The sequence below is a fragment of the Microbacterium cucumeris genome, assembly GCF_058349845.2.
Window position 1 is genome coordinate 313,436 of record NZ_JBYRIZ020000005.1, and the last position, 20,011, is coordinate 333,446.

Sequence of the window (20,011 nt, forward strand, 5' to 3'; positions counted from 1 at the left end):
GGTGAGAGAATCATCCGCATGATGATGGCGAGGAGGCGGCGGACAGTGAGCCTGCACCGTTGGGAATGGCTGCTGGACGTCGTCGCCCTCGTCGCGTTCATCGTTGCAGCGGTCACAATCATCGCGGATCGCACCTGGTGGACGTCTCCGGGCTTGGTCGTGGCCGCGGCGGCCGTTATCGGTCGGCGGCGGGTGCCCGTGTGGGCTGCAATGGGCGCGGTGGTTGCGAGCGGGGTGGTGCTGTTCACGCCGAACATCGCTTTCCCGACCTGGGTCCTTGCCGAGGTTGTCCTCTTCACCCTCGCTATCCGCGCCCCTAAGACGTGGACCCTCGTTCTCGCCGCGGTGCATGCCCTCGTGCTGTACGCCGGAGCGATTGTCGTTTTCGATGAGCGCCCCTGGGAACCAGTCGCACTGATCCTTCCCGTGTGGACCGCTGCGGTTGTCGCCTTCGGGATGGCCTTGAGGTCCAACGATGACTATGTCCGGGCCTTGGAAGCGCAAGCACAGTCAGCGGTCGCGTTCCGCGAGAGCGAGGTGGCGCGCCACGTCGGGGAAGAACGATTGCGAATCGCCCGAGACCTGCACGATTCGGTCGCTCATTCAGTGTCGGTCATATCGCTCCACGCGGGATCCGCGGAGCGACACCTTGAGAAAGACCCCGAACGCGTCACAGCCTCCCTTCGACAGATCCGCGCGTCCAGTCGGGAAGTGGTGGACGAGCTCCAGGAGATCCTGACTCTTCTTCGCGACCCCCTCGGATCGAGCGAGACTGAGGAAGTTCCTGGTCCCGCGGCACTCGATTCTCTCGTCGCGACAGCGCGCCGGGCCGGACTACACGTGCAGGAGACCCTCGACCCCCTGCCAAGCTTGGACCGCTCTGTCGGAGTTGCCGTGTATCGAATTCTGCAGGAGTCTTTCACCAACGCGCTGAAGCACGGCGCCGGTGATGTCGTCGTAAGCGTTCGGGCGAAAGGGAACATGGTGCACATCGACGTGAGCAACGCGGTGGCACATGGAGGGGCCCAGGGCGGGGGTTTCGGAATCGTCGGGATGACGGAACGCGCGGCCAGTGTGCACGGGGCCCTCGAAGCTGTACACAAGGGCAGTCGATTCGAAGTGACGGCGCGATTGCCGATGCACCTCCACTCACATGAAGGCGAGTATTGATGACGACCGTCGTGCTCATCGATGATCAGGGGATCGTCCGCGCTGGCATCCGCGGGGTGCTCGAGTCCGCGGACATCACTGTTCTGGGGGAAGCGCAGGATGGAGGAATCGGCGTCGGACTCGTCCGCGAGGCCCTCCCCGACGTCGTGCTCATGGACCTGCGCATGCCAGGGATCAACGGGATCGAAGCGACGAGAAGGATTCGGGCCGATGCATCTCTGGCATCGACACGCGTTCTGGTGCTCACGACCTTTGACGGCGACGCGGACGTCCTCGCCGCGTTGCGAGCCGGTGCGGACGGTTTCATCAGCAAGTCCGCCGAGCCAGATGAACTCATCGATGCCGTCGAACGTACGGCTGCCGGCGAGTCGAGCTTGTCCCCTCGAGCTTCTCGTGCTGTCACCGCCCATCTCGCGTCCGAACGCGAACCTCGGAAGCCGGACGCGGAGCTCAGCGCGCGCATCGCCTCACTGACCCCTCGCGAGCGAGATCTTGTCATCGCCGCCGCGACAGGCGCCGACAACGCTGAGATCGCGGCAGCGCAGTCGATCTCTCCGTTCACGGTGAAGACGCATCTCAACCGCGCCATGACGAAACTCGAAGCCCGTGACCGGGGGGCAGCTGGTAGCTATCGCCTACCGGAGCGGCCTCGCGCCCTGACACAGGAAGAACCTTGCGCCCGTGAACAGCGACTCCAAAATCCCTCTGGCTCGACCCGTGATCGGCTCGCTCGTGGAACGACACCTCGGTCTGCTTGTAGAGGAAATGGCCGATCTCACCGACGGGATGTACAACGCGGCCTATCGTCTCAGCCTGTCGGACGGGTCTCAGGTCGTTCTGAACGTTGCCCCACCGGACGATGCCCCTCGCCTTCATTACGAGCATGGTCTGATGCGCTCTGAGGTGTCCTTCTATCGGCACGCGCGCGGGAGGGCTCCGGTGCCCGCGGTGCTTGCCAGTGATTTCAGTCGGCAGGTGGCCGACCGGGATGTCGTCATCCTCTCCTTCCTCGAGGGCGGGCCTCTCAATCGGGTCTCTGACTCGCTGACGTCTGCTGGGCGAGGCGCCGTGAGGTCACAGATCGGGGAGGCGGCGGCTCAGCTCCACGCGGTAAAGGGGGCGAGCTACGGATGGGCTGGCGCTGAGCGGTAGCTCGTGGGGCGAGGCGTTCCCGCGCATGTGGGACGCGGCGGTTTCGGATATCGACCACTATCGTGTTCGCACCGATATTCCGAGCGCCGATCTTCGCGCGGTGAACCGAGGTCATCTCGGACTACTCAACGAGGTGGATGAGTCCGCTCTGGATCATTTCGACCTCTGGGACGGTAACGTCTTCGCATGTGCGGACGGTCACACTGTGAGGTTGAGTGGCATCATCGACGGTGAGCGGATGTTCTGGGGTGACCCACTTGCCGACTTCGTGTCAACGTCCCTCTTTCGTGACCCTGCCGACGACGTAGAGTTCAACGCGGGATGTGCCCGAGCGGGTGGGGCCCGGTGGGAGGTCGAATCGCGCCCGTCTCGTGTGTCCGAAAAGTGTCCGGAGCATCCCGAGAACGACGATTCTTGAGTGCACCCCGAGTCTGGAGAGCGAGTCGAGCGAGAAGCACTAATCCCCGGGTACCCGCGTGATTCCGCGGATCCGCCGCGATCCCAGTCGTAGCGCGCGAGTGGGCGCTCGAGCCCGAGATCGCGGGATTTACCCTGCTAAGGTGGAGTCCCCTCACGGGGACCGAGGGTTCAAATCCCTCCGTCTCCGCCACAGAATTCCTGGTCAAGTGCTCTTTCGTGGGCCCGGATCGTGCGGGCATTCGGCACGGTGACCGCGAGACCGCTGAGGGATGCCGCCGTTGACGCATCCAACTGCGCGGTGGTCCTCAGGGAAGGGTTTCGCCTCGCTTGAGCATCTCGACGTACTCGGCCACACGTGCAGCTCGCGAGGCGGGCCGTTTGAGGTTCGCGACACGGAAGGCCATCGAGAATCGGTTCTGCGCCGATTGAGATGCGAAGGCCTCGGCGATCTCCGGGTCCGCATCGAGGGCTTCCCGCAGCTCCATGGGAAGATCGTTGTCGCGTTGCCGGTACGCGCTGTCCCATCGTCCGTCCGCCTTCGCGCGGTCGATCTCGCGCTGACCTTCGGGACGCATGCGACCTTCCTCGATCAGCCGAGTCACGTGACCGATGTTGACCTTCGACCACATGCTCCGCGGTCGCCGCGGCGTGAAGGTCTGCAGGAAGTAATCGGCGTCGACAGATTGCGACTGCCCATCGATCCACCCGAAGCACAGCGCGACATCGAGCGCCTCGGCGTACGTGATCCCAGGCCGGGTCGTCGCCTTCTTGCGCAGTCGTAGTCGGACCCCGCTCGGGTCCGGGTCCGCACTCAACCAGGCTTCCCAGTCCGCGACGGAATCCATGTGCAGCTCGGGCTTGTTCGCGCGATCGGCCATGAGGGGAGGATAGCCCGGACGTACGACGGATCGCTCTGTGCCGTGCGCTGTCGGGGAGCTGGGTGACGAGTCCGCGGGTGCGGCGAGCAGTGCCGGCTGGCGAGTGGCGCTCCCGACGGCCTATAGGCGTTCACGAGACCCGCTCGGTGCGTGAGCATCGCCGCGGCTTCGACACGGTGCGTAGGCCTCCGTCTCCGCCGATTTTCCGGGGATCGTCGGCCCCCGCTAAGGTGCTCGCATGATCGGACCCGTGCCTTCGCCGAACACTCCGCTCCGGATCTTCCTGGCCGGCGCCACCGGTGTGATCGGCACTCGCCTGGCCGGGATGCTCGTCCGGACCGGCCATGTCGTCGCCGGGATGACCCGCTCTGCGGACAAGGCGACACTGATTCGCGACCTCGGCGCCGAACCGGTGATCTGTGACGTCTACGACGCCGCGGGGCTGACGCAGGCCATGCAGGGATTCGGCCCGGACCTGGTCATCCATCAATTGACGGACCTGCCCGATTCCGCCGCAGAGCTACCAGCCAGACGGGCCGCGAACGCGCGCATCAGGGTCGAGGGGACTCGGAACCTGGTCGAGGCCGCCGCGGCAGCCGGGTGCTCGCGGATGCTGGCGCAGAGCGTCGCCTGGGAACTGCCTCCCGGAGAGGGTGCGGCCGGCGTGCAGAGCCTGGAGGACGCCGTCCTCCGTTTCGGCGGCGTGGTGCTGCGCTACGGCCAGTTCTACGGGCCGGGGACCTTCTACCCGGATGCGCTTCCGGCAGGGCCGCGCGTTCACATCGATGAGGCGGCGGCCTGCACGCTCGCCGCGCTGGATGCGTCGAGCGGGATCATCACGATCACGGACGTCGGCGTGCGGCCCGTCTGACAGGGGTCACTCGCCGGCCGGCGGCTCTCCGGGTGCACCGCCAGCGGGCGCCTCGCCGGCCCCGCCGCCGGGTCCTGCGCCCATGCCGCCGGTCGCCTCCTGCTGCTCGACGCTGTTCGCGTAGTCATTCGACGGATCACGGTAGATGGTGTGCACGTGCCCCCATCCGCTCGTCGTGACCCCGTCGACGTCTGCTCCCGCCGAACCGTTCTGGGCCTGGAACGCGACATACACGTCGGGTCCGGAGATCGAGAACGAGATGCCGTCCCCCGTGCTCATGTCGTAGGTTGTCTCGCCTGACCAGGCGATCACAGTCTCGTCGAGCGTCGCCTCGATCTCGGCAAGGGTCGTCGCGGCTGTCTCCTCGTCGGCCATGGCCGCCCAGTTCGCGATGAGTTCCAGCAGGAGTTCCCGCTGATCATCCGTCAGGTCCGCGCCGGTGAGGCCGTCCCCGGACGAGTAGTCGCAGGTGTCACCGGGCGCGCACATCGTCACGTCTCCCGAGGTGAGCGTCGTTTGCTGCTCGGCCGTGAGGCTGTCGAAGAAGGCGAACGCGTCGGTGTAGATCGCGTCGAAGGGCTGCACCTCCTCTCCGTCCTCCGTCGTGTAGACCGCGGGCTGGACGCCGAGGTGGGTCGGCGCGAACGTGATGGACTCCTCGCCGCCGTTCAGGTCGGCGTTGATGCCGAGGTGATGTCCGCCGAACTGCACGGCGTACGCATCGGTGTCCGACGCCTCCCCGAAGAACGCGATGTAGTACTGGCCGAGGGAGGTCTCGGTGCTGCTGCTGTTCTCCAGCAGGTACTGATCGCCGCCCATGATTCCGGTCACCGTTTCGTACGCCTCGTCGCTCAGCAGGGCTTCGAGCACGGCCATCGCCGCCTGCTGCTGTTCGGTGGTGAGATCGGCGAGATTGAGGCCCGCCCGCTCAACGAAGGTGACCGGGAAGTTCGACCAGGACGTCGTCTTGGTCTCGTCGTCGTAGTCGTACGTGACCGCCTCGACCTGCTCGTCCGAGAGCGTCGCGAGGAAGGCCTCGACGGCGGCCGTGGTGTCCTGGATCGTCTGAGCGGTGGTCGTGGCATCCGTGCTGCCGTTGGAGGCGGTGGCGATCGCGCTGTCCAGTGTGCTCGTCGAGGACGACGAGGACGACGGGGACGATTCCGAAGGCGATGCGCATCCTGCGAGGGTCAGGCCGGTCGCGAGCAGGAGAGCGGTGGCCCCGGATGTCACGGGGCGGATCCATCGACGGCGGACGGACGCTTGAGCTGCGTTCTTCGTGTTGATCATGCCGACGACGGTACGCATCGCTTTTCAGCAGGGCCGATGACGAGACTATGGGATTCCTTTGAGGGGTGGCTGCTGACGGGGCGAGCCGCGCCGAAGCGAGCCCGCGAACCCGCGCACAATAGGAGGACGATGACGACCGACCTCCCCGCCCTGTCCGTGGTGATCCCGGCTCGGGACGACGCGCGCATGCTCGAAGCGTGCCTGCGCGCGCTCCAGAACCAGACCCGCCCGGCGGACGAGATCGTCGTCGTCGACAACGGCAGCACCGACGACACCGCGGCCGTCGCGGAGCGATTCGGAGCACGCGTCGTCGTCGAACCGGTGCCGGGGATCCCGCAGGCGGCCTCTGCCGGCTACGACGCGGCATCCGGCGACATCATCGCCCGACTGGATGCCGACTCCCGCCCGGGGCCGGAGTGGATCGAACGGATCGTGCGGACGTTCCGCGAGCGCCCCGAGCTCGACTTCCTCACCGGCGATCCCCGCTTCTACGGGGCGACCCCGCTCGTGCACTGGATGGGCGAACGCCTCTACATCGGCGGCATGTACGCGGTCCTCACCCCGTTCCTCGGGCATGCGCCGCTGTTCGGCTCGAACATGGCCATGCGCACCAGCGCGTGGCGGATGCTGAGCGAGGAGGTGCATCGCGAGGAGAAGAACATCCACGACGACTTCGATCTCTCCTTCCACGTGCGCCCCGACATGACCGTGCTGCGCGACCGCGGCCTCGTCGTCGAGGTCTCGGCGCGGCCGTTCCGGAACTGGGCTTCCCTCTGGAGACGGCTCAGCTGGGTGCTGCCGACGGTCCGGCTCCATCTGCCGCACGAGAGTCCGCGTCGTCGGCGGCGGGCACGGCGCCGCGCGCGCGAGGCCTCCGCGCGCCGGTGATCAGCCCTCAGAGGAGGCGTACAGCTCGAGCAGGTCGGCGCTGAGCTGGTGCGGGGTCGTCTCGCTCGGGCTGTGCCCGGTCGGATAGACACGGAACTCCGCTCCGAGATCTCGGGCGAACCGCGCGTGAGCGGTGAGCGGCCACAGGTCCCGTGAGCCGGCGGCGACCAGCTTCGGCAGTGCGAGTTCCCGCACCTCGGTGCGCACATCGGGGGAGGCCATCATCAGTCCGACGATCTCCTCGACGCTGCGCCGGCTCGTGAGCGCGAACCGCGATCGCACGAAGGCGAGCCGACGAGGCGGCACCCGGTTCTTGTTCGTCATGATGCCCCAGATCATCAGCGCGGCCCCGCGGCGCGCGCTCGCGATCGGCGCGAACGGCCCCAGCCATCGCATGCGCGCGAAGACGTTCCCATGGCCCGGTGGCGTGGTCAGAAGCGCGAGGGAGCGCAGCAGATCCGGTCGCCGCACCGCCACGAGCTGGGCGACGGTGCCCGCGAACGAGTAGCCCAGCAGATGCGCGGGCCCGCCGGATTCCAGGAACGCGATCAGGTCGTCGACGAACAGCTGATAGGTGTACGCCGTGTCCGCGCCGGCGGCATGCGATTCGTACTGGCCGGCCAGATCGAGCGACTGCACGAAGTAGCCGGCCTGGGCGAGGATCGGCAGGATGAGCGAGAAGTCCTCTTTGGAGCCGGTCGCACCGGGCACGAGCACGACGCGCGGGCGCTCCGGATCGCCGAGCGACACGACCGCCAGCTCTCCGCTCGGCGCCGCGAATCTCGAGGGCTCGGATCCCGCCGACAGGCGCGTCCAGTCGATGTCGCCGAGCGCCGCGTCCAGGGCGGCAGGGGAGACCTGGGCCCGTCCGCTTCTCGATTCCGTCGACACGCTCACACGGTACCGTCCGGATCGCCAGGACGGTAGAACTTCCACCCGGAGGTTTCTGCTATTCTGGCCCGCGGGTGCCGCAGAGGCCCCGTGTTCCCGTCAGAGAAGGAAGGTCAACGTGGCCCTGCCAGAAGCCTCGGTCCAGCTGTACACGCTCGCAGCGGAGTTCTCCGCCGACAAGGAGGGCTCGCTCGACAAGCTCGCCGCGATCGGCCTGCGCAACGTCGAGGCGTTCGACTTCGTGCGCCGTCCGGACGAGATCCGCGCGGCGCTGGATGCCTCGGGGCTCGCCTCCCCGACCGGGCACGCGCCACTGCTCTCGGACGAGCTGTGGACGCCGGACGGATCGATCCCCACCCCCGCCCCCGAGGCCGTCTTCGAGGCTGCAGCGAAGGTCGGGCTCACGACCGTCATCGACCCGTTCGTCGCGCCGGAGCGCTGGTTCACGCTCGAGGGCGTCACCGACATCGCCGACCGGCTGAACGCGCTCGTCGACAAGGCCGCCGAGTTCGGCCTCCAGGTCGGCTACCACAACCACGCGCAGGAGTTCGTCGCGGACTTCGACGGCCAGACCGCCTACGAGCGCTTCGTGTCGCTCACGGACGAGCGCGTCGTCATCGAGCTCGATCTGTACTGGGCCCTCGTGGGCGGACAGGACGTCGTCGGTCTCGTCTCGCGCCTCGGCGACCGGCTCGTCGCGGCCCACGTCAAGGACGGCGTCGCTCCGGCCAGCAACCCGTTCGCCCCCGGTGCCGAGGCCTTCGGCTCCGACTCCCTCGACCAGCGTCACGCCGGAACCGGAGACGTCCCGCTCGCCGACGCGCTGCACGCGGCATCCGCTCTCCAGTACGCGATCATCGAGTACGACAACGCCCCCGGAGACGTGTTCGCGGACATCGCCGCCAGCTACGCCTTCCTCACCGAGGGCGGGTTCGCCCGATGAGCGCCATCGGCATCGGCATCATCGGGGTCGGCGTCATCAGCGACACGTACCTGCAGAACCTGTCGTCCTTCCCGGACGTCGAGGTGCTCATCGTCGGTGACCTGCTGCTCGACCGCGCGCAGGCGCAGGCCGAGAAGTACGGCGTCCCCGCCTCCGGCTCCGCCGAGGACGTCCTCGCCCACCCCGGCGTCGACCTGGTCGTGAACCTCACCATCCCGGCCGTGCACATCGAGGTCTCCCGTGCCGCGATCGCCGCGGGCAAGCACGTGTGGACCGAGAAGCCGCTGGGCCTCGACCGCGAGGGCGCCGCCGAGCTGCTGCGCGAGGCGGACACCGCGGGCCTGCGGATCGGCTCCGCGCCCGACACCCTGCTCGGCCCCGCCTTCCAGGCCGCGCGACGTGCGATCGAGGGCGGGCTCATCGGCCGCCCCCTGTTCGCGCAGACCGCGTTCCAGACGCAGGGTCCCGACCTCTGGCACCCGAACCCGGCGTTCCTCTTCGCGCACGGCGCGGGCCCGCTGCTCGACATGGGCCCGTACTACTTCTCGGCCCTCGTCAGCCTGCTCGGCCCCGTCGACCGTGTCGCCGCCGTCGGATCGAAGGCCCGAGAGGAGCGCGAGATCCACACCGGCCCGAACGCGGGGGCGACGTTCCCGGTCGAGGTGCCGTCGACGATCCAGATCGTCACGGCCTTCGAACAGGGCACTCAGGCTCAGAGCCTGCTGAGCTTCGACTCGGCGCTCGAGCGGCACGGCGTCGTGGAGATCCACGGCACCGAGGGGACCATCGTGATCGCCGACCCGAACCAGTTCGCCGGTCGCATCGCCTACGTCAAGCCGCTCGGCGTGATCCGCGACGGCATGTCGTTCCAGCAGGAGTGGATCGAGATCGAGCACGACGCCGTCGAGGTCGGCCGCGGCATCGGCGCGCTCGATATGGTCCGCGCGATCGCGGAGGACCGCCCGCACGTGGCCTCCGGCGAGCTCGGGTTCCACGTGCTCGACATCCTGCTCTCCGCTCAGGAGTCCGCGGCCACCGGCCAGACCGTCGTGGTCGGCAGCACGGTCGCACCGGTGCCGCTGCTGCCCGAGGGATTCGACCCCTTCGCGTCGACGCTCTGACTCAGGCGCTCGGGGGCGTCGCGCCCCTGAGCAGCCGGTCGAGCATCTCGAGCGCCGCCTCGTGATCGACGGCATCGTCGAGCAGCCACTGCGTCTGCAGACCGTCGGATGCCGCGATCACGAGGGCGGCGACGAGCACCGGATCGAGATCCGCGCGCAGGTGGCCGGCGGCCTGCAACTCGCGCACCTGCTCGGCGATGCCCGCGCGGAGCCGCGCGAACCGCTCCGTGATGAACTCCTGGGCGGCAGGATGGTTCTCCTCGAGCGCCATCGCCGTCAGCGTCGAGTACAACTGCACGAGGCCGGGGATGCTGCGGTTCTCCTCGGCGGACGCCCGCATCGCCATGGCAGGGCTCGATGCGGCCGGAGGCTGCTTCGCCCCGCGCGGCTTGCGCTGCGATTCGCGGTACACCTCCACCAGCAGCTCCTCGAGCGAGCCGAAGTAGTGGGTGAGCGCGGCGTGCGTGACGCCGACCTCCTGCGCAATCGCGCGCAGGCTGGTCTTCTGCGACCCGCGCCGCGCGAAGACCTCGATGGCCTTGTCCAGGATCTCCTGGCGCCGCGCGATGCCCTTCGGGTAGCGGCCCCGGGGGCGCGGCGCGTCGGCGTCGGGCGAGCTCATATCCCGATGATACCGAGACGAGCGCGAAAACCTCCGATCGGAGGTTCAGTCCCTGCGCAGGACTGTTGAGGAACGGCATCACCCCTGCGGGATGACCCGTTGGCCGTCCTTCCCGGACGAGTGCGAGCATCCTCGCAGACGCATTCCGTCGCGGGAGGGAGTCGGCCGATGAGCGGCAGCCGCGCCACGCTCGCTCCGGTGCAGTTCGGGCCGGTGGAGCTCACGGTCATCGCGTTGCGCGAGCCCGTGCTGTCCGCCGAGCTCCTGCACGCGCTGGCCGCGCAGGTCGCCGACGGCGTCGTGCGGATGCTGGACTTCGTGCTTCTCTCCAAGAGCGTCGCGGGCGTAGTCCGCGTCGACGAGGTCGACCTCGACGGCTTCGCGCTCGACGGACTGGAGCTGCATGCCCCTGGTCTGGCGGGGGAGGAGGATCTCGCAGCGATCGCGGAGAGGCTCCCGTCCGGAGGCGCCGCGGCGGTCGTCGCCCTCGAGCTGCTGTGGGCCAGGGAGCTGGCCGAGCAGCTCGCGCGAGACGGGGCAACGGTCATCGCGGCCGAGCGGATCCCGGCGACCGTCGTCAACACGGTCGTCGGCATGGCCTCGGACGACTGAGTCGCCCGCCCCTCTCAGGCGAAAAGGCGAACGGCCTCGCGGCGGGACGCGACGCCGAGCTTGCGGTAGATCGCGCGCTGGTGCGTCTTGATCGTGTTGATCGACACGCCCAGCCCCTCGGCGATCTCCTGCATCGTGCGCGTGGTGCGCAACTGTGCGAACACCTCGCGCTCCCGCTCGGACAGCTCCTGCAGCGACCCGGCTCCCGGACGCGGAGCGAGGCAGGCCGTGATGAACTCCTCGTGCTTCGTGCCCCACGCCAGCTGCTCCGTGAGCACCTGGCGCACGTCCAGGCCGCCGCCGGCGAACGGCCGGCGCAGATCCTCGGCGACCGCGACCTCCAGCGCACGCTCGATCACGTCGTGCGCCTGCGGCAGGCGCTCGGCGCGCCAGTGCAGCACGCCCTCGACGAGCATGCGGCTCACCCGCACGTAGGAGATCGCGTCGTAGCGGGCGATCCGGCGCAGCATGTGCAGCGCGGTCTGCGGACGGCCGAGCCGTTCGGCGACGCCCGCGAGCATGACCGTCACGAGCGGGAGATCATCGGCCTCCTCATACATCGACACGATCCGCAGCGCCTGCTCGCGTCGTCCGGTCGCCTCGAAGAGCATCGCCAGTGAGGCATGCCGGAACGCCGGCCAGGACACCCCCTGCTGCATCGTGGCCGGCAGCGCCTGCAGCTCGCGCGCAGCGTGCTGACAGGCGTGCGCGTCGCGCGTGGCCGCGGCCGTGAACGCGAGCATCATCCGGGCGATCCCGGCGAAGGACCGGTTGGCGCTGCCGCTGCGCGTCGCCCGCGTCAGGTCCGCCTGAGCCCGGTCGAGGTCGTCGCGCCAGAAGGCGGCGAATCCGGATGCGGTGGCGGCGCTGCCTCCCGCGTACGCCGCCCATCCGGCCTCGTCCGGTCGTTCATCCGATCCGTCGAGGACCTCGTCCGCTCGGGCGAACTGACCCGCCCAGGCGAGCGTGAACGCCAGATGCCCGAGAGAGCGCTGCTCGAGCGTGTCCTGACCGGCGGCGCGCGCCTCGACAGCGGCGGAGGAGAACAGCTGGACGATGAGGTCGGGGGAGGCGCGATGCCGCAGCTCCGACCAGCCGAGCAGGTACAGCAGCGCGGCCCGGTCCGTGGAGCTCTGGGCGTTCGCGACCTCCAGCTGCTGACGCACCTGCGCGCTCGCCGCGGCCAGATCGGTCCGGTCGTCGAGCAGGAAGAGGTCCGCGCGAGAGCGCAGCACGGCGTACTCGGCGGCGTCGACGAGCCGGGATCGTGCGTCGGCCCTCGCCGAGTACATCAGCGCGACGTCGCGGTTGCCGACCACGTCCTGCGCGCACGCGCGCATCAGCAGCACGCGGGGGTCGTCGGCGTACTCACCGGGCAGCGCCGCGCACCACGCGTCGAGTGCGCGGGCCTTCGGCCCGACGGTGAGCCCCAGCCAGTGGTCGAGGACGATGCGCAGGGCCGCGTCGGGATCCTCCGCGTCGAGCAGGTAGCGCGCAGCCGCGAGCGGGTCCTCGTCCCGCAGGTGCGCGGCCGCGATGCGGAGCACCTCCTCGCGCCGGCCAGGCGACTTCTGCTCGAGCAGGCGCCGGAACTGCCGTGCGGCGATCCCGTGCCAGCGGTACGCCGGGCCGGATGCCGTCTCGAACCGATCCAGGAACAGCCCCATCTCCGTGCACCGCTCCAGCAGCGCGCCCCCGTCCGGTGCGCCGGCGATCGCCGCGCCGAGCTCAGGCGTCAGCACGCTGCACACTGAGGAGTCCAGCACGAAGGCGGCCAGCTCCTCCGGCAGCGCGGCGATGACGTGGTCGCGCACATAGCGCTGCAGCAGCGACTCGTCGCCGCCGCCGGCGGTGTCGGGGTGCACCCCGGACAGCTGCACGAACCTCAGCGCGATCGGCCAGCCGCTCGTCTCGGCGAGCACGGCGTCCGGGTCGAGCGGAAGCCCGGTCGCGGCGTACAGCGCGGCGATCTCCTCGTTCGAGAACGCGAGGTCCTGCGGGTGCACGACGCAGTGCGGCGCCGACAGCGCCAAGCGGCTCAAGGCGATCTCGACGTAGCCCGTCCCGACCACCGCGACCTGCAGCTGTTCGCACTCTCCGCGGACGAAGGCGCCGAGCAGGCCTTCGGACAGCTCGTCCTCGGCGCGGTGCGCGTCGTCGACCACGAGGACGACGGGCTCGGGGGAGGACGCCAGCGCTTCCGAGACGACGTCGAACGCGAGTGCGGCGTCGACCTCTTCGGGCTGAAGCGCCAGGAGACCCGCGAGCTCCGGCCGCCGGGACTCCGCGGCCAGCGCCTGCAGAGCGCGGAGGACGCTGACGTCGAGGTGTGCGCGGTCGGCGTCCCAGGACCCGAGCGTCAGCCACGCGACGCGCCCCGCGCGCGTTGCGGCCCATTCGGCCACCGCGGAGGTCTTGCCGTAGCCGCTGGGTGCGACGACGAGGACGGTCGGATGCTCGGCCAGCCGCGCATCCAGCAGCTCCGTGAGCCGGGGCCGCCGCAGGTGCCCGCGCTGCTGGACGGGCGGCCGGAACCGGACGCCGCGAACGCGGGCGGGAGCGGATGGCGGGGGGACCATGCCCCTCAGTATTGCGTGCCGCGGCTGTTCGGTACGAGCACCGCCCCGCCGCGTGTCCCGAGGGGATCTGCGGTCAGCGGATGCCGATCGGAACGTCCGAGCCGCCTTCGCGGGTCAGTCGCGCCCCCATCTGCACGAGCTGCGGCTCCGACGCGAACCCGCCGGCGAACAGCGCCTGCCCCTGGCGGAACGTCGGCGACTGATCCAGCAGTTCTGAGGGGGCGAATCCGAAGATCTGGCCGAGCTCGGCGAGATCGCGCGTGGAGCTCATCTTCAACAGCGCCAGGTTGTCGCACTGCGAGATCACGTTGGGGTGCAGCTTCGAGGGCCGTTGCGTGGAGAGCAGCAGCCAGATGCCGTATTTTCGCCCCTCGGCCGCGATCTGCACGATGCGCTCGGTGAGGGCTCTGGCGAGCGGAGTCCCGGCATCCGGCGCCGCGAGGTTGTGCGCCTCGTCGATCACCACGAGGCGGCCGGTGCGCTCGTGACGCTGGGCCCACAGCCGGTCGAGGACGGCGAGCGCGGCGGTCTGCAGCTGTGCGGCCGAGTCGAACCCGCCGAGGTCCAGCACGGTGGCGTCCGGCGTCGCGTTCACGACATCGGTCACGTCGTGGCCGCCCCACGCCCACAGGTCCCACTCCAGGATGCCGAGATTGCGCAGTCGCAGCGCGAGCCGCCGGAACATCGGGTCGTCGTGGGATTCCAGCCAGTCGCCGAGGCGGCGGTCGTCCGCCTTCGTGAATGTCGCGCCCACCCGCAGCATCGCGTTGAACTCCTCGGCGTCCAGCACCGGGTCGAGCTGCAGCACGGCCGCACGGGAGCGGATGTCCATGTCGACGAATCTCACCTGAAGATGGTCCTCGCCCTCGGACCCCGGTCGCAGGATGCGGATGTCCCGCGCGGCCAGTTGCGCCGCGGCGTCCTCCGGCGCGGACTCCCGGGGGGTGTCGAGGTGCACGAAGTCCGAGTTCGGGTCGAGCACGACGATGGGCAGGCGCGTGTGCAGCAGCACCTGCTCGAGGACGACACCGAGCGCGTACGTCTTCCCTGAGCCGCTCTGGCCGCACCAGAACGTGTGCCGGTTGAACCGGGGTGCGCGCAGGTACGCGGTGTCCGACGAATCCAGGAGGGTGCCGATCGGCATCTCAGCGCTCATGCCCGTCATCGTAGAGGCATCGACGGAGGGCGGAGGGAGCGCGTCGCCCGGCCGGGGTGACGCCTCAGCCCGCGTCGTCCGGCGATCGCCGCGCGCGGATCGCGTTCAGCGCGTCGTCGAGCGAGTCGCCGAGTCTCCGGCGCAGCGGGAAGATGTTCTCCTCGCCCACGATCGCCCCCACTCCCGTCGCGTCCAGCTGATGCGCGAGTCGCGGCTCGACGCCCGTGATCATGAGGGTGGCGCCGTGGGCGCGCAGGTCGACGGCGTAGTCGCGGATCATCGTGAGGAACGTGACGCCGAGCTCCTCGGTGCCGCGCAGCCTGATCACCACCACGGCGCCGGCCGAGGAGGGCGTCGGCTGCGGCAGCTGGGCGCGGAAGGAGTGCGCCGAGGCGAAGAACAGGCTGCCGTAAGCGGTCAGGACCACCGTCTCGCCTCCGGGGAGCTCCGCGGGCGGCGCCACCTCCCGCGGCCGGAACCCATCGCCGTCGAAAACCCACCGCAGCACCCTGATGCGATTGGACTGCCGCGCGATGTGCATCACGACCGACAGGCCCACACCCGCCAGCACGGCGTACTGCAGCGGGATGAGCAGCGTGAGGACGAAGGTGACGAGGAACACCGCGATCTGCATCGCACCGGTGCGCCACACCAGCAGCACCTGATGGATCTTGAAGGTCCTGACGCCGATGAGGATCAGCAGGGCCGCCAGCGCCGGCATGGCGACGTATTCGATCAGCGGGCCGCACACCAGCAGCGTCACGAGCATGACGACCCCGGCGGTGAGGTTCGCCAGAGCCGTCCGCGCTCCGGCGGCACGCACCAGGGCCGTGGCCGACATCGATCCGCCGACCGGCATGCCCTGCAGCATCCCCGTCGCGATGTTCGCTATCCCCTGGCCGCGGAAGTCCGCGGAGGCGTTCGGATAGCGGCCGTCCGGGTTCGGGATGGAGCCCGAGATCGCCGCCCCCTGCACGAGCCCGACGAGGGCGAGCGACAGTGCGGGGACGATGAGCGCCAGGATCAGGGACGGATCGGGAAGGCTCAGCCCCGGCACCGACCGCGACACCTCGGCCAGATCGCCGACGGTCGCGACGGACTCGTTCGGCATCAGCAGTGCCGCGGCGGAGCCGAGGACGACGGCGACGACGAGGGCGAGCGCGCCGATCCTGGTGCGCTCCAGGAGCAGGATGATCGCCGCCGTGACGGCCCCGACGAGCAGCGAGGGCCAGCTGAAGTGCGACATGCCCAGCGCGCTGTCCAGCGCCCGCACCAGCCGGTTCGCGCCGGTGCTCGTGAAGCCGGTGAGGTTGTCGAGCTGGCCGAGGACGATGTTGACCGCCACGGCGTTGACGAATCCGATCAGCACGGCCGTGGGGATGAAGCGGACGAGGCTGCCCATGCGGGCGAGCCCGAGGCCGAGCATGATGAGCCCGGCCATCACCGTCACGGTCGCGACGGCGGTGGCCGCGAGCGGCCCCTGCATCTCGGGGACATCGGCGAGGATGACGCTCATGGCGCCCGTCGCCTGCACGCTCATGAACACCGAGCCCGTCGTGAGGGCCCCGGCGAACGTACCGACCATATAGGCGTTCAGACCGAACAGCGGATTGACCCCGGCGAGGACACCTGCGGCCAGGCCGTCCGGAACGCTCTCGACGCCGAGCGCGACCCCGGCGACGAGATCCTTGCGCACCGTGCCGCGTCCGCCGAAGCGGCCGAGGTACGCCTGGACAGGGCCGGGGATCCTCATGAGCTCAGGCCGGAGGCCGCGACACGGTCGCGGCGGCCTCGGCATCCGGTGCCGCGTCCGTCGCCGTCTCCGGTTCATCGGCCGGGCGGCGCAGCACCTCGATGAGCAGCAGGAGGACGATCACGCCGACCAGAGTCCACAGCACGCCGCCGATCGTGATCGGCCGCGACAGGAACAGGATCGCGACGGCGCCGAGCACGACGATCACCCGCAGAGCCGGGGCCGCGCGGTCGAGGAACGCGCCGAACGATCCCGTGCTCAGGCCGTACCGCTCGGCGGTCCGGCGCAGGGTGTTCTCGGCATCCTGTCCGATGCGCCGGATCCGGCGCGCGGGCCGCCAGGGCCCGGACAGCCACGCGCCCAGGGCGATGAGCAGGGCGAGCACCGTGAGTGCCACCAGCGTCGCGTTCATGAGCTCGGTCACCTGGTCGAAGACGACCGCGGCCGTTCCCGCAGGCATGACGGACGGGCTCACCGCGCCGATGAAGAACTGCCGGCCGATGCCGAAACCGGCGAGCAGCGCCAGGAACGCGATCGTGAGCCCCGCGCCGGCCGCCACGACCGCGCGGGAGCGCTTCACGGCGAGCGCGACGCCGACGACGAGCAGGCCCAGCACGACCCAGGGCAGCCAATAGCCGGCCGCCGTGGCCACCTGGTACAGGGTCCGGATCAGGACGAAGGAGTCCGCCGTCGCGAGCGGGATGGTGCGCTGGATCTCGGGGATCGCCTCGGCGAAGCCGAAGCCGCTGTCGACGAGATGGTCCTTGACGTTGCCGATCACCACGCCGAGATCGATCGACAGCGTGCCGTCCCCGCCGAGCGTGATCGCCGTGCCCTCCTGCCCCTGGATGATGGCGACGGCGCGGGAGTGGGTCTCGCGCAGCGTCGTCTGCCAGATCCCCGCGAACGCATCCGAGGCGACGACGCGGTCCACCGCGTTGCCGACAAGGGTGCGGATCCCCTGCGCGGCGGGAACCGTGAGCAGCTGGATCGCGTTCTCGGCGCGCGGCGGCAGATCCAGCTGGGTCAGCCCGTCCGCGAGGTCGTCGACGATGCCCTGGATGTCGAGGTTCTCATCGATCGCGGTCATCGCCTGGTCGGCGATGTAGGACTGGACCTGTGGGTCCTCGGCGAGCGGGGCGAAGGTCGCGACGAAGCGGTCCGTGTCGACGAGCTGAACGCGCGCCCAGGTGCCGAGCACTGCGATCGGCGCGAGCAGGATCGCGACGACCAGCAGGACGCCCGCGAGGATGCTGCGACCGCGGACGCGCCGCCGGCGCGGCGTTTCGGTGCGCAGCGCGTCGTTCTCGGCCTCGAGGGCGGCGATCCTCGCCTGCAGCGCTGCGGTGTCCGTCTCGGCGGCCATGGTTCCCCCATCCGTGTCCGGGCCGCGGCGGCGGCCCGCTTCCTCACTGTGCCCCGCGTCCGTCCGGAGGGACGCGCTCGATCATCCCGCGCGGGTGAGCGCGTCGGGGCGCAGCACGACGAGCTCGCGCGTGGAGCGCGTCATCGCGACGTAGCGGTCGACGGCCCCCTCCACCCCGTCGCCCCAGCCGTCGGGGTCGAGGAGCACGACCAGGTCGAACTCGAGGCCCTTCGCGGTCTCCGGCGTGAGGGACAGCACGCGCGGCGGAGTCGGCCCGGGATCGATCCCGATCACGGCGGCCGTTCCGTCCTCGTTCCCGGCGAGCCAGGAGGTCAGGATCGCGTCCCGCTCGCGGAGGGCGCCATGGTGCACCGGCACGCCGCCGGAACGGATCGACCTCGGGACGTTGGCGTCGGGGATCGCCGCGCGGATCACCGGCTCCGCCTCCGCCATGATCTCGGAGGGCGTGCGGTAGTTCACGGTGAGCGAGGCCATGCGGACCTCGCCCAGGCCCGCGCGGGCGAGGCGGGCCTCCCACGTGTCGGTGAACCCGTGCCTGGCCTGCGCGCGGTCACCCACGATCGTGAAGCTGCGCGAGGGGCAGCGCTCCAGCAGCATCCGCCATTCGGCATCCGTGAGCTCCTGGGCCTCATCGACGACGATGTGCGCGAACGGGCCGTCCAGCGGGGCGCTCGACACGTCCGGAAGGGCGTCGAGGTCGTCGAGCGAGTTGCGCAGGTCGTCGCCGCGCAGCATGGACATGAGACCGAGGTCGTCGTCGGAGCTGGCGATGAGATAGTCCGCGATGTCCTCACGGTACGCGCGCTCTGCGGTCAGCTGCGCGGCGCGCTCACGGCGGGCACGTTCGGCGGACGGATCGCCGACCAGTCGGCGGGCGGCGTCCAGGAACGGCAGATCGGAGACCGTCCAGGCGGCGTCCTCCGCCCGGACGAGCGCATCGACCTCGGCTGCCGGGAGCCATGGAGCGCATCGGCGCAGGAACGCGGCATCCGAGAACAACGCGGCCGTGAGCGCGGTCGGGTCCAGCAGCGGCCACGCGCGTTCGAACGCCCGGCCCAGCCGATCGTTCGCGGCCAGAGCGGGGGCGAGCACGCGCTGCGGCACACGGGCGCGACGCGCGAGGATCTCGACCAGGGCGCGCCAGATGTCCGGCCGGGCGTCGTCGTGCGCAGTACCCGGTTCGACGGCGTCGAAGGCATCGGCCCAGTCCTCCGGGTCGAGCGGGATGTCCGCCCACTCCGTCTCGACGAGCATGCGGTCCTGAGGCGGTCGCCGGTACAGGCGCACGGCGGTCGCCACGGCATCCAGCAGACGGGCATCGGCCTTGAGCGCGGCGCGATGCGGGTCGGGCTCGGCCAGGGCCTCAGCGCCCTCGGGCACGAGATCGCGCAGCGTGCAGGTGCGCACACCCTCCTCGCCCAGGCTCGGCAGCACGTCCTCCACGTAGGAGAGGTACGGCTGATGCGGGCCCACGACGAGCACGCCCCCACTGCCCGCGGCGATGCGTGGCTCGGCGTACAGCAGGTACGCGGCCCGGTGCAGCGCCACCACGGTCTTCCCCGTCCCCGGGCCGCCGTCGACCACGAGGGCGCCGTCCCCGCCCGCGCGGATGATCGCGTCCTGATCCGCCTGGATCGTCGCGAGGACGTCGCGCATCCGCGGTGAACGGCTGGCACCCAGGCTCGCGATGAAGGCGGACTGGTCGTCCAGCGCCGCGCGATTGCGAAGTCCGTCCGCCGTGAACACCTCGTCCCAGTAGTCGCTGATGCGCCGGCCCGTCCAGCGGTAGCGCCGTCTGCTCACCAGTCCCATCGGGGCGCCATGGCTGGCCGCGAAGAACGGCTCCGCTGCGGGCGTGCGCCAGTCGACGAGCAGCGGCTCGCCCTCGGCATCCGTCAGGCCCGTGCGTCCGATGTACACCGGCTCGCCGCTGTCGGGGGTCATCTTCCCCAGGCAGAGGTCGACGCCGTACCGGCGCAGCATGCCCAGGCGCGCGTTCAGCCGGTGGATCTCGAGGTCGCGTTCGACCGCGGCTCCGCCGACGCCCGCCGGCGAATGCAGGACGGCGTCGAGCCTCGAGGATGCTGACGAGACGGCCTCCTCGAGGGTCGCGGCGATCCGGGCGAAATGGGCTTCGTCCTCGGCGATGAGAGCCGGGTCGGCCTTGGCGGCGAGGCGGTCGGGCAGGTCGAAAACGGTGAGGGACGAGGGGTTCACGCGGGCTCCGTTCGCACGCGCCCCGCCGGGTGTCGACGGGCGCGACGGACCAGTATGCGCC

18 protein-coding genes are annotated in these 20,011 nt (G+C 70.0%); 9 read left to right on the forward strand and 9 right to left on the reverse strand.

Annotated features, from left to right (window positions below):
* The first annotated feature begins 18 nt into the window (after positions 1 to 18).
* From AC3RXZ_RS15000 to AC3RXZ_RS15015, 4 genes are read left to right on the forward strand one after another with little or no spacing between them, the layout of a single operon-like run.
* Positions 19 to 1,170, forward strand: a complete 1,152-nt coding sequence (locus AC3RXZ_RS15000; protein WP_491494558.1) for a sensor histidine kinase — start codon at positions 19 to 21, stop codon at positions 1,168 to 1,170.
* Positions 1,170 to 2,072 carry a response regulator gene (locus AC3RXZ_RS15005; RefSeq protein WP_491494559.1) on the forward strand — a complete coding sequence of 301 codons (903 nt, stop codon included), beginning with the start codon at positions 1,170 to 1,172 and terminating at the stop codon, positions 2,070 to 2,072. Before AC3RXZ_RS15000 ends, AC3RXZ_RS15005 begins: the two co-directional genes overlap by 1 nt.
* Positions 1,957 to 2,322 (forward strand): phosphotransferase family protein, encoded by a 366-nt coding sequence (locus AC3RXZ_RS15010; RefSeq protein WP_491494577.1) that lies wholly within the window; start codon positions 1,957 to 1,959, stop codon positions 2,320 to 2,322. Before AC3RXZ_RS15005 ends, AC3RXZ_RS15010 begins: the two co-directional genes overlap by 116 nt.
* 25 nt (positions 2,323 to 2,347) lie before the next feature.
* On the forward strand, positions 2,348 to 2,740 hold the full coding sequence (locus AC3RXZ_RS15015; RefSeq protein WP_491494560.1) for a phosphotransferase: 393 nt from the start codon (positions 2,348 to 2,350) through the stop codon (positions 2,738 to 2,740).
* A 307-nt stretch (positions 2,741 to 3,047) separates the two neighbouring features.
* Here AC3RXZ_RS15015 and AC3RXZ_RS15020 read toward each other — a convergent pair whose 3' ends face one another.
* Entirely contained in the window at positions 3,048 to 3,620 is a 573-nt protein-coding gene (locus tag AC3RXZ_RS15020) for a YdeI/OmpD-associated family protein (protein ID WP_243232833.1), read from the reverse strand.
* Between the two features lie 238 nt (positions 3,621 to 3,858).
* Here AC3RXZ_RS15020 and AC3RXZ_RS15025 point away from each other — a divergent pair, with 238 nt between their 5' ends.
* A complete protein-coding gene (locus tag AC3RXZ_RS15025; protein ID WP_243232832.1) occupies positions 3,859 to 4,491 on the forward strand; it encodes an NAD-dependent epimerase/dehydratase family protein in 633 nt (210 codons plus the stop codon).
* A 6-nt stretch (positions 4,492 to 4,497) separates the two neighbouring features.
* Here AC3RXZ_RS15025 and AC3RXZ_RS15030 read toward each other — a convergent pair whose 3' ends face one another.
* Positions 4,498 to 5,781, reverse strand: a complete 1,284-nt coding sequence (locus AC3RXZ_RS15030; RefSeq protein ID WP_243232831.1) for a DUF3500 domain-containing protein — start codon at positions 5,779 to 5,781, stop codon at positions 4,498 to 4,500.
* 129 nt (positions 5,782 to 5,910) lie between these two features.
* On the opposite strand from AC3RXZ_RS15030, the gene AC3RXZ_RS15035 reads away from it, so the two are divergent.
* A complete protein-coding gene (locus AC3RXZ_RS15035; RefSeq protein ID WP_491494561.1) occupies positions 5,911 to 6,669 on the forward strand; it encodes a glycosyltransferase family 2 protein in 759 nt (252 codons plus the stop codon).
* Here the strand turns inward: AC3RXZ_RS15035 and AC3RXZ_RS15040 are convergent, their stop codons facing one another.
* Positions 6,670 to 7,566 (reverse strand): alpha/beta fold hydrolase, encoded by an 897-nt coding sequence (locus tag AC3RXZ_RS15040; RefSeq protein ID WP_491494562.1) that lies wholly within the window; start codon positions 7,564 to 7,566, stop codon positions 6,670 to 6,672.
* 112 nt (positions 7,567 to 7,678) lie between these two features.
* Between AC3RXZ_RS15040 and AC3RXZ_RS15045 the strand changes: the two genes are divergently transcribed.
* Both AC3RXZ_RS15045 and AC3RXZ_RS15050 read left to right on the forward strand, forming a co-directional pair.
* Positions 7,679 to 8,503, forward strand: coding sequence for a sugar phosphate isomerase/epimerase family protein (locus AC3RXZ_RS15045; protein ID WP_491494563.1), 825 nt, complete (start codon positions 7,679 to 7,681; stop codon positions 8,501 to 8,503).
* A complete protein-coding gene (locus AC3RXZ_RS15050) occupies positions 8,500 to 9,624 on the forward strand; it encodes a Gfo/Idh/MocA family protein (protein WP_491494564.1) in 1,125 nt (374 codons plus the stop codon). Before AC3RXZ_RS15045 ends, AC3RXZ_RS15050 begins: the two co-directional genes overlap by 4 nt.
* 1 nt (position 9,625) lies before the next feature.
* On the opposite strand, the gene AC3RXZ_RS15055 is transcribed toward AC3RXZ_RS15050, so the two are convergent.
* Complete coding sequence (locus AC3RXZ_RS15055; RefSeq protein ID WP_243232827.1) at positions 9,626 to 10,246, reverse strand: TetR/AcrR family transcriptional regulator; 621 nt, start codon at positions 10,244 to 10,246, stop codon at positions 9,626 to 9,628.
* Positions 10,247 to 10,414: 168 nt separating this feature from the next.
* On the opposite strand from AC3RXZ_RS15055, the gene AC3RXZ_RS15060 reads away from it, so the two are divergent.
* The gene (locus AC3RXZ_RS15060; RefSeq protein ID WP_243232826.1) at positions 10,415 to 10,858 is read left to right on the forward strand and encodes a DUF6325 family protein; all 444 of its coding nucleotides are present in this window, start codon (positions 10,415 to 10,417) and stop codon (positions 10,856 to 10,858) included.
* Positions 10,859 to 10,872: 14 nt separating this feature from the next.
* Here the strand turns inward: AC3RXZ_RS15060 and AC3RXZ_RS15065 are convergent, their stop codons facing one another.
* The 5 genes from AC3RXZ_RS15065 to helR all read right to left on the reverse strand — a co-directional run bounded on the left by AC3RXZ_RS15065 (position 10,873) and on the right by helR (position 19,950).
* Complete coding sequence (locus AC3RXZ_RS15065; protein ID WP_491494565.1) at positions 10,873 to 13,437, reverse strand: LuxR C-terminal-related transcriptional regulator; 2,565 nt, start codon at positions 13,435 to 13,437, stop codon at positions 10,873 to 10,875.
* A gap of 73 nt (positions 13,438 to 13,510) precedes the next feature.
* Positions 13,511 to 14,593: an ATP-binding protein gene (locus AC3RXZ_RS15070; RefSeq protein WP_243232822.1), complete on the reverse strand. Its 1,083-nt coding sequence runs from the start codon at positions 14,591 to 14,593 to the stop codon at positions 13,511 to 13,513.
* Between the two features lie 64 nt (positions 14,594 to 14,657).
* Positions 14,658 to 16,346, reverse strand: coding sequence for a SulP family inorganic anion transporter (locus AC3RXZ_RS15075; RefSeq protein WP_243232821.1), 1,689 nt, complete (start codon positions 16,344 to 16,346; stop codon positions 14,658 to 14,660).
* Between the two features lie 4 nt (positions 16,347 to 16,350).
* Positions 16,351 to 17,712, reverse strand: a complete 1,362-nt coding sequence (locus tag AC3RXZ_RS15080) for a hypothetical protein (protein WP_243232819.1) — start codon at positions 17,710 to 17,712, stop codon at positions 16,351 to 16,353.
* 81 nt (positions 17,713 to 17,793) lie between these two features.
* Positions 17,794 to 19,950, reverse strand: coding sequence for an RNA polymerase recycling motor ATPase HelR (gene helR, locus AC3RXZ_RS15085; protein ID WP_491494566.1), 2,157 nt, complete (start codon positions 19,948 to 19,950; stop codon positions 17,794 to 17,796).
* Positions 19,951 to 20,011: the final 61 nt, after the last annotated feature.

What these genes read in the sequence shown, in the direction of transcription:
- AC3RXZ_RS15005 (WP_491494559.1), top strand. Translation starts at nt 1,170, where the DNA reads ATGACGACCGTCGTGCTCATCGATGATCAGGGGATCGTCCGCGCTGGC.
- AC3RXZ_RS15000 (WP_491494558.1), top strand. Translation starts at nt 19, where the DNA reads ATGATGATGGCGAGGAGGCGGCGGACAGTGAGCCTGCACCGTTGGGAA.
- AC3RXZ_RS15020 (WP_243232833.1), bottom strand. Translation starts at nt 3,620, where the DNA reads ATGGCCGATCGCGCGAACAAGCCCGAGCTGCACATGGATTCCGTCGCG.
- AC3RXZ_RS15080 (WP_243232819.1), bottom strand. Translation starts at nt 17,712, where the DNA reads ATGGCCGCCGAGACGGACACCGCAGCGCTGCAGGCGAGGATCGCCGCC.
- AC3RXZ_RS15030 (WP_243232831.1), bottom strand. Translation starts at nt 5,781, where the DNA reads ATGATCAACACGAAGAACGCAGCTCAAGCGTCCGTCCGCCGTCGATGG.
- AC3RXZ_RS15035 (WP_491494561.1), top strand. Translation starts at nt 5,911, where the DNA reads ATGACGACCGACCTCCCCGCCCTGTCCGTGGTGATCCCGGCTCGGGAC.
- AC3RXZ_RS15010 (WP_491494577.1), top strand. Translation starts at nt 1,957, where the DNA reads ATGTACAACGCGGCCTATCGTCTCAGCCTGTCGGACGGGTCTCAGGTC.
- AC3RXZ_RS15070 (WP_243232822.1), bottom strand. Translation starts at nt 14,593, where the DNA reads ATGAGCGCTGAGATGCCGATCGGCACCCTCCTGGATTCGTCGGACACC.
- AC3RXZ_RS15060 (WP_243232826.1), top strand. Translation starts at nt 10,415, where the DNA reads ATGAGCGGCAGCCGCGCCACGCTCGCTCCGGTGCAGTTCGGGCCGGTG.
- AC3RXZ_RS15065 (WP_491494565.1), bottom strand. Translation starts at nt 13,437, where the DNA reads ATGGTCCCCCCGCCATCCGCTCCCGCCCGCGTTCGCGGCGTCCGGTTC.
- AC3RXZ_RS15015 (WP_491494560.1), top strand. Translation starts at nt 2,348, where the DNA reads ATGTGGGACGCGGCGGTTTCGGATATCGACCACTATCGTGTTCGCACC.
- AC3RXZ_RS15075 (WP_243232821.1), bottom strand. Translation starts at nt 16,346, where the DNA reads ATGAGGATCCCCGGCCCTGTCCAGGCGTACCTCGGCCGCTTCGGCGGA.
- AC3RXZ_RS15055 (WP_243232827.1), bottom strand. Translation starts at nt 10,246, where the DNA reads ATGAGCTCGCCCGACGCCGACGCGCCGCGCCCCCGGGGCCGCTACCCG.
- AC3RXZ_RS15050 (WP_491494564.1), top strand. Translation starts at nt 8,500, where the DNA reads ATGAGCGCCATCGGCATCGGCATCATCGGGGTCGGCGTCATCAGCGAC.
- AC3RXZ_RS15025 (WP_243232832.1), top strand. Translation starts at nt 3,859, where the DNA reads ATGATCGGACCCGTGCCTTCGCCGAACACTCCGCTCCGGATCTTCCTG.